Source organism: Paenibacillus sp. FJAT-27812 (assembly GCF_001273905.1).
Taxonomy (GTDB): domain Bacteria; phylum Bacillota; class Bacilli; order Paenibacillales; family Paenibacillaceae; genus Pristimantibacillus.
Genome location: NZ_LIGH01000001.1, coordinates 5,032,191 through 5,046,258, shown reverse-complemented (window position 1 = coordinate 5,046,258; position 14,068 = coordinate 5,032,191). Strand labels below are relative to the sequence as shown.

The 14,068-nt window shown below is 49.9% G+C and carries 9 protein-coding genes; all 9 read right to left on the bottom strand.

From position 1 onward, the window contains the following. Window positions 1–2,961, bottom strand: coding sequence for an ABC transporter permease (locus tag ADU23_RS21010; RefSeq protein WP_053375528.1), 2,961 nt, complete (start codon window positions 2,959–2,961; stop codon window positions 1–3). 3 nt (window positions 2,962–2,964) lie between these two features. Further along, window positions 2,965–4,035 (bottom strand): efflux RND transporter periplasmic adaptor subunit, encoded by a 1,071-nt coding sequence (locus tag ADU23_RS21005; protein ID WP_231637501.1) that lies wholly within the window; start codon window positions 4,033–4,035, stop codon window positions 2,965–2,967. Next, complete coding sequence (locus tag ADU23_RS21000; RefSeq protein ID WP_082197934.1) at window positions 4,001–4,732, bottom strand: ABC transporter ATP-binding protein; 732 nt, start codon at window positions 4,730–4,732, stop codon at window positions 4,001–4,003. The genes ADU23_RS21005 and ADU23_RS21000 overlap by 35 nt, the downstream gene beginning before the upstream one ends. A 176-nt stretch (window positions 4,733–4,908) precedes the next feature. Next, a complete protein-coding gene (locus ADU23_RS20995; RefSeq protein ID WP_053375527.1) occupies window positions 4,909–6,636 on the bottom strand; it encodes a methyl-accepting chemotaxis protein in 1,728 nt (575 codons plus the stop codon). 180 nt (window positions 6,637–6,816) lie between these two features. After that, window positions 6,817–7,464: an orotate phosphoribosyltransferase gene (pyrE, locus tag ADU23_RS20990; protein ID WP_053375526.1), complete on the bottom strand. Its 648-nt coding sequence runs from the start codon at window positions 7,462–7,464 to the stop codon at window positions 6,817–6,819. Continuing rightward, a complete protein-coding gene (pyrF, locus tag ADU23_RS20985) occupies window positions 7,457–8,194 on the bottom strand; it encodes an orotidine-5'-phosphate decarboxylase (RefSeq protein WP_053375525.1) in 738 nt (245 codons plus the stop codon). Before pyrF ends, pyrE begins: the two co-directional genes overlap by 8 nt. A 139-nt stretch (window positions 8,195–8,333) precedes the next feature. Next, window positions 8,334–11,558, bottom strand: a complete 3,225-nt coding sequence (gene carB / locus ADU23_RS20980; RefSeq protein WP_053375524.1) for a carbamoyl-phosphate synthase large subunit — start codon at window positions 11,556–11,558, stop codon at window positions 8,334–8,336. Further along, on the bottom strand, window positions 11,545–12,690 hold the full coding sequence (gene carA, locus ADU23_RS20975) for a glutamine-hydrolyzing carbamoyl-phosphate synthase small subunit (protein ID WP_053375523.1): 1,146 nt from the start codon (window positions 12,688–12,690) through the stop codon (window positions 11,545–11,547). Before carA ends, carB begins: the two co-directional genes overlap by 14 nt. A 59-nt stretch (window positions 12,691–12,749) precedes the next feature. Beyond that, window positions 12,750–14,036: a dihydroorotase gene (locus tag ADU23_RS20970; protein ID WP_053375522.1), complete on the bottom strand. Its 1,287-nt coding sequence runs from the start codon at window positions 14,034–14,036 to the stop codon at window positions 12,750–12,752. Window positions 14,037–14,068 lie beyond the last annotated feature (32 nt).

The following is a 14,068-nucleotide window of genomic DNA, read 5'->3' as shown; positions in this document are numbered from 1 at the left end:
TCATCGTTCTTCTCCCATCTTAACCGCTTGATGCACTCTGAGCCTGCGAATATGCAGGAAGAGCAGCAATGCGCCGATCAGCATCATAAATCCGACTACGATGAACAATTGATTCGTATCGCTCGATTCGAAAATGACCCTGAATGGCGGCACCGTTTCGGCCACATTTTCCGTCGTTTGCAGGAACGGCAGGAAGAGCAAGCTAACCGCTTTCCCGATTAGAACACCCAAGCCTATGGCTAGGCCAGCTGTGAACAGCTGCTCAAGCAGCAGCATCCCTGTGAGCTGCTTGCGGGATAACCCCATCGCGCGCAGTACGCCAAATTGAACGACACGCCCCGATAGATTAAAGAACCAAAAGAGTACGTAACCAGCAAGCGTAATGATGACTGAAACCAGAAAACCCAAGCTCAGTATGCCGAAAACCCCGCCTCTGGTTGGAAGCTTCGATTGTATGATCAGCTCGCTTCTAACATCATTAATAGAAGCGATCTCTATGCCTGCCTTTTGAAGCTCTTGGACGATCGGCGCAACCTTCGCGTCCGGTTTCATCTTCAGCCATACTTCATAAGGGATAAGCGGAAGCTGATCGTAAATATAATCCAAATTCGTAATGATAAATGGCGATTTATCCGGGTATTGGCTAGGCCAGTAAGGCAAAATGCCAACCACCACGAAATCAACCTTGCCCTCCGGGAATCCAACCGATACCGGGTCCCCTAGCTTAAGCTGATACTTCTCTGCTACCTTCGATGGAATAAGCGCAGCCTGCTCATACAATCCCAAATTGTTTAAATAAACATTGGGATGAGCGGCATACAAGTCGTTGCGGAACCAGCCTACCTTGGCAAAATCGACGTTGTCGATACCCATTATCGTGCCTTGGCCGATTGATTTGCCTGAGATGACGACGCTCCCCTTCGCTTGCAGTACGCGCGCTGCCGCTTCTACCCCGTCAAGGGAACGGAACAGCTCGAAGGGCGGTTCGCTGAACAAAACCTTTGTTGGCACGGTTTGACCGCCGCCACCAGAACCGCCATTTCCGCCGCCTCCGGCACCACCGTTTCCGCCACCGCCATTTCCGCCGCCTCCGGCACCACCGTTTCCGCCACCGCCATTTCCGCCGCCTCCGCCTGAACCTCCGCCGTTTCCTCCATTGCCTCCGCCATTATTGCCCGGCTTCGTCGTAATCTCCGGAGAGCCTTCCCACACCGTTTGAATGGTAACGTCGGCGCCGTATTTATAAAGCGTCCGTTCCGTCGAGTTCAAATCGATCGTTCGAGCAGCCGACGCGTTATATACGCCAAGCCCAAGCGTTAGTACAAGCAAAATCATAAGCGGGTAATAGCCCTTTGACGAGCGAGAAAGCTGAGTAAGCGTCAAATAAAGCGGCACCGGTAAAAACTTGCGTCCGAGCCATGTGAAGAGCTTCAATAGCCATGGGAACAGCCGCAAGAAAAATAAACCTAGTGCGAAAATGGATAGAGCCGGTACAAAGAATAAAAACGGTTGTACATTTAATTGATCTGTCGTCATGCCCGTCTTGAACGTCAGCATTTGCCGTTCATTGAACATATACCAGCCATAACCGGCAGCAGCTAGCAATAACACATCAAGGTACCATCGCTGCCATGCCGGCTTGCGGTCTGAACGGGCAAGATCCTGCTTGTAGCTGACTATGGATGACCTTGCATACATGATTGCTGGAATAATAGTCGCAAGAAGAGCAAGCAGCACTGCTGCGCCGCCTGCGATTATCGCTTCCGTAGAGAAGCCCACCGGAATCGACTTTCGATTGACGAAAGAGAGGAAGCCATTGGCCGATCCTATGCTCTTCGCCATGAACCAGCCGATAAAGGGGCCGCTCGCAAGCGCTATGCCGCCAAGCAACAATCCCTCGAGCAAATAAATCCAAATAATTTGCCGCGTTCCCGCTCCCCTGCTTCGAAGCACGGCTATGTCGCTGCGCTGTTTATCGAGCGACTGGCGGGCATTCATTGCAATAAAGAAAAATACCATTGCCAGCATTGGTGCGGCAAGCGTGAACAGCAGCGTTTGCAGCTGCAGGCTCTGCTTCTTAAATTCCGTAAGCGTGGACGCAAAGGATATTTCTACTCGCGTATCCTTGAGGCGCTGATACAACTCAATATTGAGGCGCTCAAGCGTCCTGCCAAGCGGCGATAATTGGCTCGTTTGAATCTCCGATAAATCGAAAGCATAATACCAGCTGGCGTTATGAAGCGGAATGCCTTTCTTAGCAAGCAGGTACTTCTCGAACGCCGGATTGCTAATTTGCAACGTATTCAGCAAGCTTTCCATTCCTTGATACCAGTATGAACTCGTATCACTAAGCGGCTTAACCGCTCCGACGATTTTGACCCGTAAAGTAAGGTCTAACCCGCCGAATACCGGATATTCAAAAATATCACCGATATGTACATCATTGCGATACATCGCTTCCTCGAACATAACCGCTTCGAGTATCTCTCCATCCCCTTCAGTGTTCACGAACCATCTGCCCTGCGTAAGCTCCGTATTTCCCTCAAGCCCGGACATGGTCATAATCGTGAGCTGGCGATTGCGCCCAGCATCTACCTTTGAAGGATCCTCAGGCACAACCTCTGTGCTGCGAATGGAATAGTTGTTAACGTATGTTTGAAACGGAAAGCCAATCTCCTTCGGCACTCCATCCTTGATATAGTTCTCAAGCTCCGACAGCGCCGATAAATCCGTTTTCCCGCCAGCGGGTGATTGATACCTCATGAGCAGGGAGCCAGCCGGTAATCCGGAACTCTTCTGCTGCAGCGATTCAGCTACGACTCTCTTGAGCGCGCCATCCGCGTACATCGGTATACTGGTCGCAAAAGCAACCGCTAAGGTCAGCCCCGCCAGCGTGCTTATGGTTAGCCAGCGCGTGTTCCACATTTTGCGGAACAAAAAACGAAACAGCGGAATACCCATCGGCTATCGACCTACAACTTTCTGCCCCGGCTTCAAACCTTGCAGGATTTCGATCTGCGTCGCGGTCTGTTGGCCGACCTCTACATCCACCTCACGCTTGCCGTCAGCATCAATAACTTGCACGTAAGTACGCGATCCAATGGAACGAAGCGTAGAAGGAGGAATAACGATGGCGTTTTCTGTGCGCTTCGTAATGATGTTAATGGATAGCGGCGTACCTCTGTTTAAGTTTTTTGGCAAATCCTTAAGGTCGACGATGAGGAAGTCTTCAGGGCGCTCCGGCTTCGTCACGCCAGGATTGCCGCCGTTGCCGCCATTATTGTTCTCATCTACTTTGATCGGAAGCTGTTTTACTTTGCCTTTAAAAGTACCCACGTTGCTAATGTTAGCCGATACCTCAAGCCCGACAGCGATTTTTTCAAGCTCTGTTTTCGATAGCTTTGCGGCTGCTGTAATTTTGCTCGTGTCCGCTACAATCGCAATCGGAGCATAAGCTTTGATCAGGTCGCCTTTCGCTACGTTGAGCGTAACCACCGTTCCGCTAAATGGCGCCTTCAAGCTCGCCTTTGCTATTTCCTCTTCCATGTCAACAAGCTTCTGCTTGCGCTCTTCGAATGCAATCGACTTCTCCTCGAACTCAAATTGATCCATCTCATCGCGCAGACGAAGCGTATCTTTCATTTCTATTTCTGCTTTCTTAAAAGCGAGCTTCTCCAGGCGAAGCGTTTTGACCAAGTCATCGACGTCCAGCTCACCGATCACTTGGCCGGCCTTAACCGCTTCTCCTGCTTTCACATACACGCCCTTCAAATGCTTGCCGTCTAGTGTGAAAAACAAAGTTTCCTCTTCCAAGGAAATCAACTTACCGATTACTTGCACCTTCGTCTCAAGCGTGGCAGTCGTCACCTCGTACTCCGGCTTCTTGGATATTTGCGGCGGTGCGATTTCAGGCAATACCTCTTCCTCTTTTTCAGGCGGAAGCAAGGAGCACCCGCTTGCAAATAATAAGGAAACACTCATAACAACAACCATTGAACGCTTAAATAAACTTTCCGTCCACCATTTCATAGACACGGTCGGCAACCTCCAAAATCGTAGGATCATGTGTAGTCATACAAATTGTAACTTGTTCAGTGCGAATAATATTTTGGAAAACGGCCATAATTTGAGCTGACATACCTGTATCAAGCTCTGCAGTAGGCTCATCGGCTAAAAGCAGCATCGGCTTGTGAGCGATTGCTTTAGCGATAGCCACACGCTGCTGCTCGCCGCCTGAGAGCTCGAAGGGACGATGGTTCATCCTCCGCTCGAGTCCAACAAGCTCGAGGCACTGGGTAACTCTATCCTTCCACTCTGCGCGCGGAACGCCAGCCATGCGAAGCGAAAGCTCCACGTTCTCCCGTGCAGATAAAAGAGGCATGAGTGCAAAAGCTTGAAAGATAAAGCCCATGTGCTTGCGCCTGACTAACGTGCGTTGATCATCGCTCATGCTGTGAAACGGCAAACCATTAAACAAAATCTCACCCTTGCTCGGCGTATCCAGCCCGCCTAAGCAATTCAGCAGCGTCGTCTTGCCTGAACCCGATCTGCCCCTAAGCATAACTAACTGGCGCTCCTTGAGCTCCATTCGAATGCCCTTCAATACATGCAGAGGAGAACCTCCAACTTGAAATGTACGCTCTACATCGGTTACGGTAAGTAGACTGCGACTTTCAACAGCGGGTTCAATCTGCGCTTCTGTTGTTTGTTCTTCTTCCTGCGGAATAGCCATTAGCGCTTCCGATCCCTCCTCAACCAACTTTCATAATTCTAATCTTACATGATAGACGAAGGACATGCTCAAAAAGTTACGCCAAAAAGAAACATATTTTAAAAAGTTTACAAAGTAAAAAAGCTGCTTTTAGCGAATGCTTCCGCATCACGCTATTAGCAGCTTTTTGCAGCGCATTACTGCACTTTAAAATGTGAAATGGCAAGGTCCAGCTCTTGTACGATTTCATCCAAATGACCAGCGGAGGATGAAATGTTGTCCATCAGCGCAAGCTGCTCCTCCGTTGCCGCGGCAACGCTCTCCGTCTTCTCCAGGTTGACGGCAGCAGTCGCAGCCGTTTGTTCCATCGAAGCACTGACCTCTTCGGAGCTGGCGGACATTTGCTGAGTGATCGAGGAATTCTCATGAATCTGCTCGCTCATCTCATTGATGGAATTCAAGATGATATCCAGATTTTGACGAACTTCCTTAACGCGCTCGCTGCCTAGCTTCATCTCTTCAATCGTTTGCGACATATAATCGGAGGCTCCCGCAATCTCTTTCTGAGTCACGTCTACGAGCTGATGAATGCCCTCAGCCGATGCAAGGGAGCCCGCGGCAAGCTTGCGGATCTCTCCTGCCACGACCGCAAAACCTCTGCCATGCTCGCCGGCGCGAGCGGCTTCAATCGACGCATTAAGCGACAATATATTCGTTTGGTTGGAGAAGCTTGTAATATTCTCGGCAATGGCGCCAATTTCCTTGGAGCGGTGCTCCAGCGTGCCGATCGTCTCCGACAGCTTGCTGATGACAACGGTCATTTCATCCATTTGAGCAACCAAGCGCAGCAGCGCTTCATGGCCAAGGTCAGCTTGCTGCGACGTGGACGTCGATTTATCGGCAATAGAAGCTGTATTTTCAGCAATTCGTTGAATGCCGATCGTCATTTCCTCAATCGCTCTGGATGTTTCCTCCGCGCCTCTCGCCTGAACCTCGGAGCCGCTAGCTACTTCTTGAATGTTCAGTGCGACATGTTCAGTCGCTGCTGCCGATTCTTTGGATGCCACAGTAAGCTGGGAAGCTGATTTCGTAACATCAGAAGCATGGACGGCAATGCCGGTAATGAGCCGCTTCATCGCATCAATCATGTGATCAACCGATTTCGAAATGCTGCCTAGCTCGTCCTTGCTGTATTTCTGGTCAGGAAGAACAGTCAAATCCCCTTCTGCTACCCTCTCCGTCTTGTACACGACGCTTTTGATCGTTTTCATAATGTGACGGATCGTAATGAAGACGGCAATCGATAATCCAAGCGTAACCGCAATAATGCCAATCAATATGTACAGCTGAGTTTTATCCAATTGAGACGTTATGTGTGCGATAGTTGATTCCGCATAGATATCAATGGCTTGCCCGATCTCATCAATGCCAGAGCGGCTCGTAACGAAGCTTTTATCAATCTGGCTGTTTTGGAATTTGTTGTTGCCGTCGTCCACTGCTTTTAGGGCTGCTGCGGACCAAAAATTAAAATTAGCTCTGAATTCGATCAACGTTTGATTGATATCGCGCTTCGACTCGCTTGCTGTTAATTTTTGCAGTCCTTTCGCGAATACGATCGCTTGCGCTTCAGCTACCCGCTCGTCCACCTGTTTTAGATTTTCCGCCAATTCCTTTCGGGCTTCATCCGCCGCAGCTTGATCCAAGCTGCCTGATTCCACTCTCAGATAGGCTTGGTAAGCTTGGTACATATCTCGATCTGCATTCAATATTAACGTATCTACTTTATTGGTTGTTCCATAAATTTGTTCCTTCATTTCATCAAATACGGACCTCTGCTCCCCAAGCAAATAAAGACTGGTGCCTACATAGAAGAGTAGTGGAACAATCGCTAACAACGCCAACCTGAATCTTACAGATAATTTCATAAAAAACCCGCCCCTCAATTCATAAAAATAGTTCTATTATTATTTATCGGGAAACTGAATAATTAATAAGAGATCATCAGGATCAATATTTAAAAAATTTTGTCGAATTCCCGATTATTATCACAAAAAAAGCGTGCTCACATAATTGCGAGCACGCCCTTCAATGACTCTTATTCCTATTTATTTACCGAACGATTGCGGATCCTGTCTCCAAGCCTGCAAGGCAGCCACATCTTCGGAAGCTACTTTACCGAGTTGTACAGCCGTTTGGATCAAAGCGCTGTAGTTAGACAACGTTGCAAGCGGCATTTTCTCATCGGCAAACGATTGTACCGCAGAATCGAACTCATAGGTGAAAATCGCTAGCACGGCAAGCACTTCCGCGCCGGCTTCACGCACAGCAAGTCCAGCTTTCAGCGAGCTGCCGCCTGTCGAGATCAAATCCTCGATGACCACAACCTTCTGTCCAGGGTTAACGCGACCTTCGATTTGGTTTTGCTTGCCATGGCCTTTCGCTTTGTCACGAATATATGCCATTGGCAGGTTAAGCTTTTGCGCGACCCATGCAGCATGAGGAATACCGGCTGTCGAAGTTCCCGCGATAACCTCTGCATCAGGATAATTTTCGCGTATGATCGTCGCGAAACCTTCTGCAATCAAGTCCCGAATTTCCGGGTAAGTCATCGTAAGCCGGTTATCGCAATAGATCGGCGATTTAATGCCTGATGTCCAAGTGAACGGATCGCTCGGACGAAGCGCGACGGCTTCAATTTCAAGCAAGCTTTTGGCAATTTGAGTTGGCAATTCGGATAAAGTTAATTTACTCATAGGAAGTCATCTCCTCAATAATGGATTCTAATGCTGCTCTTGGACTTGGTGCCGCTGTAATCGGACGGCCGATTACCAGATAGTCAGTGCCTTGGCGAAGTGCTTCGCTAGGCGTCATAATGCGCGATTGATCGTTCACGGCTGCGCCTGCCGGACGGATGCCCGGCGTAATCGTTTTGAAAGCTGCGCCGCATGCCGCTTTGATCGCTTCAACCTCGGAAGGCGATGCGACTACGCCATCTAGTCCTGCCTTCTTCGTCAGCTCCGCATAGCGAAGAACCGCCGACTCCACCGTACCGCCAATGCCGATTTGCTCGTTAAGCGTCGACTGGCTCGTGCTAGTCAAATGGGTAACCGCGATAACGGTCGGCCTTTGCTGTCCGCTGCCTGCTAGGGCAAGGTCTACCCCTTCTAAAGCCGCTTCAAGCATTGCGCTTCCGCCAGCAGCATGCACGTTGAACATATCTACGCCAAGCTTCGTTACGCTATTTGCCCCGCCTTTGACCGTATTCGGAATATCATGCATTTTGACATCAAGAAAAACGTAGTAGCCTCGCTCTTTCAAGCTATTCACAAATGAAGGACCTGCGGCATAAAACAGCTGCATCCCCACTTTTATATAACAAGGAATGCCCTGCAGGTCGGCAATTAAACGCTCTGCCGCTGCTGCATCTGGATAATCCAGCGCTACCATAATCCGTCCTGCAGCTTGCTCGTTTGTCAACTTCATTCGAAATCTCTCCATTTCTCTGTACATTTGCATAATAAACGGCCATACGCCTTGCTTGATGCTGCCTCCGCAGGGCTTAAGGCCCTTTGGAGGTTAGCAAAGCAATGAACGCTGGCCGTACTTTTAAGCTGCGGTGAGCTTATTTCTTTTGAAGCACCACTGGCATCGAGCGCGATGAGAAGTTTAGCGTTTCGAGCATGACTAGCAATGCGCGAACGGTATCGAGCGAAGTCATACAAACAACGCCATTCTCAACGGCTTCACGACGGATTCGGAATCCATCACGCTCAGGAGCTTTGCCTTTTGTCAATGTATTGACGACAAATTGCGCCTGACCTTCACGTACGAGATCCAAAATATTCGGTGAGCCTTCGCTTAGCTTATTAACAGTCGTAACGATTAAGCCTGCTTCTTCCAGCGCCTTAGCCGTTCCGCCCGTTGCGATAATTTTGTAGCCTAGGTTAAAGAAGCCGCGCAGCAATTCAGTTGCCTCTTCTTTATCCTTGTCTGCTACAGTAGCGATGATTGCGCCTGATGTTGGAATTTTCATTCCTGCGCCGATAAGGCCTTTGTATAGCGCTTTGGCATACTGCACATCGCGGCCCATAACTTCGCCCGTCGATTTCATCTCAGGTGTCAAAGTAGGGTCAACGCGGCGAAGCTTAGCGAAGGAGAATACAGGAACCTTAACCGATACGTATTCATCCTCTGGCCACAAGCCGTCTACATAACCTAGGTCAGCAAGCTTTGTGCCAAGAATCGCTTTTGTAGCAAGGTTTGCCATCGGAATATTCGTTACTTTGCTTAGGAATGGCACCGTACGCGATGAGCGCGGATTAACCTCGATGACATACACCTTTTCCTGATGGATAACGAACTGGATATTGACAAGTCCGATTACGTTCAGCGCTTTGGAGATGCTGATTGTAATGTCGACGATTTGTTGTTTAATATCATCGGAAAGCGATTGTGGCGGATAAACCGCGATCGAATCTCCGGAGTGAACCCCAGCGCGCTCAACATGCTCCATGATGCCTGGGATAAGCACGGTTTCTCCGTCGCAGATCGCGTCTACCTCTGCTTCCTTGCCCAGCATGTAGCGGTCAATCAATACCGGATGCTCAGGGTTGATTTTTACGGCAACTTCCATGTAGTTAAGCAATTCTTCATCCGAGTATACGATTTCCATTGCACGGCCGCCGAGTACATAAGACGGACGGACAAGTACAGGGTAACCAAGTCCTTGAGCGGTAACGACTGCATCGTCAACCGAAGTTACAGTCTTGCCGTCAGGCTGAGCGATGCTCAAGCTGCGAAGCAATGCTTCGAACTTCTTGCGGTCTTCCGCAGCATCGATGCTCTCAAGGCTGGAGCCAAGAATGCGTACGCCTGCTTTGGAGAGCGGAGCAGCGAGGTTGATCGCCGTTTGGCCGCCGAATTGTACGATTACGCCAATTGGATTCTCTTGCTCGATGACGTTCATAACATCCTCGAAGAACAATGGTTCAAAGTACAGTCTGTCGGATGTGCTGAAGTCAGTTGACACCGTTTCAGGGTTGTTGTTGATAATAACCGCTTCGTAACCCGCATTTTGGATAGCCCATACTGCGTGAACGGTTGAGTAATCGAACTCGATGCCTTGGCCGATACGGATTGGGCCGGAACCAAGTACAAGCACTTTCTGTTTATCCGTAACTGTAACTTCATTCTCTACTTCATAAGTGGAGTAGTAGTACGGAGTGGAAGCTTCAAACTCAGCTGCGCATGTATCAACCATTTTGTAAACCGGCTTAAGATTATGTTGAACGCGAAGCGCGCGCACCTCTTCCTCAATCGTATGGCTGCCGCCTGGGAAACCTTCGCGGCGGATTTCTGCGATCGAACGATCGGAGAAGCCTTTGCGTTTGGCTTCATATAGAGTCTGCTGCGAAAGCGTTGACTCGCTGCGCATCCGATCTTCAAATGCTACGATCGATTGAATTTTGTCAAGGAACCACCAATCGATGTTTGTAATATCTTGAATTTCCTGCAGCTTGTAACCGCGGCGGAACGCTTCCGCTACAAGGAACATGCGCTCGTCGTCCGGCTTCTCAAGGCGTGAGCGAAGCACGGCATCTTCTAGTGACGATGCTTCTTCCAAGTGAATGCGGTGCGCGCCGATTTCAAGCGAGCGAACGGCTTTGTGAATCGATTCCTCGAATGTACGGCCGATTGCCATAACTTCGCCTGTTGCTTTCATTTGCGTGCCTAGCTTACGGTTCGCGTTTACGAACTTGTCAAAAGGCCAGCGCGGAATTTTCGATACGATATAATCAAGAGTTGGCTCAAAGCAAGCGTACGTTTGGCCGGTTACTGGGTTAACCAGCTCATCCAGCGTGTAGCCAACCGCGATTTTTGCTGCCATTTTTGCAATCGGGTAACCTGTTGCTTTGGAAGCCAGCGCCGAAGAGCGGCTAACACGCGGGTTTACCTCGATCACATAGTATTGATAGCTTTGTGGATCAAGCGCGAACTGTACGTTACAGCCGCCTTCGATGTTCAAAGCGCGAATGATTTTTAATGATGCCGAGCGAAGCATTTGGTACTCGCGATCGGATAGGGTTTGGCTAGGCGCTACGACGATACTATCGCCTGTATGAACGCCAACCGGGTCAAAGTTCTCCATGTTACATACAACGATACAGTTGTCGTTCGCATCGCGCATAACTTCATATTCGACTTCCTTCATGCCGGCAATCGATTTCTCGATCAAGCACTGGCTGATCGGGCTGTAGCGAATACCGGAAGCGACTGTCTCACGAAGCTCCTCTTCGCTCGCGCAAATACCGCCGCCTGTTCCGCCAAGCGTATATGCAGGGCGAACGATGATCGGATAGCCAATCGTATTGGCAAAAGCAATCGCATCCTCAACCGTTGTTACGATATCGCTATCCGGTACAGGCTGCTCAAGCTCACGCATCAGATCACGGAACAAATCGCGATCCTCCGCTTTCTCGATAGCTGTAAGCTGCGTGCCTAGCAGCTTCACGTTCTCGCGTTCAAGAACGCCGGCACGCGCAAGCTCAACCGCCATGTTAAGGCCGGTTTGGCCGCCAAGTGTCGGAAGCAATCCGTCCGGACGCTCTTGGCGAATGATTTGGGATACAAAATCAAGCGTGATTGGCTCGATGTATACTTTGTCGGCCATATTTGTGTCTGTCATGATTGTAGCCGGGTTACTGTTTATAAGAACAACCTCATAGCCCTCTTCCTTGAGCGCTTGGCAAGCTTGTGTGCCGGCATAGTCGAATTCCGCCGCTTGTCCGATGACGATCGGACCGGATCCGATCACGAGAATTTTTTTGAGTTCATTATTTTTGGGCATACTGAAGCTCTCCTTTCAACGTCTCCGATAACACCGCTTGACGAGGTTTTTGTGGGTTGTTTTTCTTGTGCGTACGGATCATTTCTAGGAACTCATCAAACAAATAGCTGGAATCGTAAGGTCCAGGAGCTGCTTCTGGGTGATATTGAACCGAGAATGCAGGGAATGTATTGTGCTTAAGTCCTTCGATTGTGCGGTCATTGTTGTTAATGTGCGTAACTGTCAAAGGCGTGTTCGCTACGGACTCTTCAAGCACCGTGTATCCGTGGTTTTGCGATGTAATGTAGCAACGGTTAGTCGCAAGCTCTTTAACCGGGTGGTTACCGCCGCGGTGACCAAATTTCAGCTTAGTCGTTTCTGCTCCGCAAGCTAGCGCGAACAGCTGGTGACCTAAGCAAATGCCGAAAATTGGGTATTCGCCAAGCAGCTCGGAAATCATTTTAACGGCGTAAGGCACATCCTGCGGATCCCCAGGGCCATTGGACAATTGAATGCCGTCTGGAGCTAGGCGACGAATTTCGTCTGCAGTTGTATTATGAGGAACGACGACAACGTCGCAGCCGCGTTTTGTAAGCTCGCGCAAAATACCGCTTTTTGCACCGAAGTCTACAAGCACGATGCGCTCGCCTTGTCCTGGGCTTGAGAAAAGGTTTGGTGTCGATGTGCGTGCAACTTGGTCAGTCATCAGCTTCGAAATGTTCAGACGCTCAGCAAGCTCTTCAACTCGCTCGTTGCCAGTCGTGATCAAGCCTTTCATCGTACCGTAGTTACGAAGCTTGCGAGTAAGCATCCGTGTATCGATATCACTGATGCCTGGAATGCCGTATTCTTTCAGAAGCTGTCCCAGCGAGTATTGCGCGCGCCAGTTGCTTGGCACTTCTTCGTGCCGACGAACGACGAACCCGTGAATGAATGGGCGAATCGATTCAAAATCGTCGCGTGTAATGCCGTAGTTGCCGATTAGCGGGTAAGTCATCGTTACGATTTGTCCGCAGTAAGACGGATCGGAGAGGACCTCTTGATAACCGGTAATACCTGTATTAAATACAACCTCGCCCATCATTTGCGCTTCTGCACCGAACGAAAGGCCCGTAAACAACGTACCGTCTTCCAACAATAATCTTGCTTGCATCCGTATCACTCCTCAGGTGTTCATTATTCCCATATATTAGCTTAAGTAAGTTGATAAAATTATTCAGACCAGACGACAGCGCCGTCTACGATGGTAGTTACTGGCCAGCCGCTAAGCTTCCAGCCGCCGAAAGGCGTATTGTTGCTCTTCGAGGCAAAAGTGGCTGGATCAACCGCGCGCTCGCTGTTCAAATCTACGATTGTTACATCGGCAGGCGCGCCTTGCTCTAAACGGCCCGTCGGTAGACGGAAGACGCGAGCCGGGTCAGCGGTCATACGCTGCAACAGGAACCCGAGTGTCCATTTGCCGGTTTGTACAAATTTCGTGTACAAGAGCGGGAAAGCCGTTTCGAACCCGACGATGCCAAATGGCGCAAGCTGTACGCCGCGAGCCTTCTCTTCCGCGCTATGCGGAGCATGATCGGTAACGACCATATCGATCGTGCCATCCTCAATCGCTTCGATTACCGCTTGAACATCGCGCGGCGTGCGGAGCGGAGGGTTCATTTTCCAATTTGCATCATCAAGGCCCGGAATGTCTTCATCTGACAAAAGCAGGTGATGCGGGCAAACCTCAGCGGTTACTCGAACGCCGATTTGCTTGGCAAGACGGATCAACCGTACCGACTGCTCTGTACTGACGTGACAGACATGGTAGTGTACGCCCGTTGCTTCAGCCAGCAATACGTCTCTTCCTACGTGAATCGCTTCCGACTCATTCGGAATTCCCTTCAAGCCATGCTTGCGGGAAAATTCGCCTTCCGACGCCCAAGCGCCTTCAACCAATGTGTCGTCCTCGCAGTGCGCGATGATCGGCATATCCATCGATTGCGCAAGCGCCATCGCGTTTTTCATCATTTGCGCGTTTTGAACGCCAACTCCATCATCCGTGAAGCCAATCGCGCCTGCTTCTTTAAGGGAAGCAAAATCCGTCAGCTCGCGGCCAAGCTCGTTTTTGGTAATGGATGCGTAAGGCAGAACCTTAACGACTCCAACATCAGCAGCTTTGTTTTTAATGTAAGCAACCGTTTCAGCCGTATCCGTTACCGGGCGCGTGTTTGGCATGCAAGCAATCGTTGTAAAGCCGCCCTTAGCCGCTGAGCGGGTGCCTGTTGCGATATCTTCTTTATATTCAAAGCCTGGATCGCGCAAATGAACGTGCATATCGATAAAGCCTGGCGATACTAGCTTGCCCGCCGCGTCAATAACCTCTGAGCTGCCCGTATCGGGCGTTTGTGCGCCGTCTACGATCGCTTCGATTTTGCCGTTTGCGATTTGGATATGCTTGGCCTCCAGGCTGCCCGAAGTTTCGTTCCATACGTTACCGTTAATTATCCATAATGACATATTCGTTTCACCCTCCGGATTGTTCGGTCTAT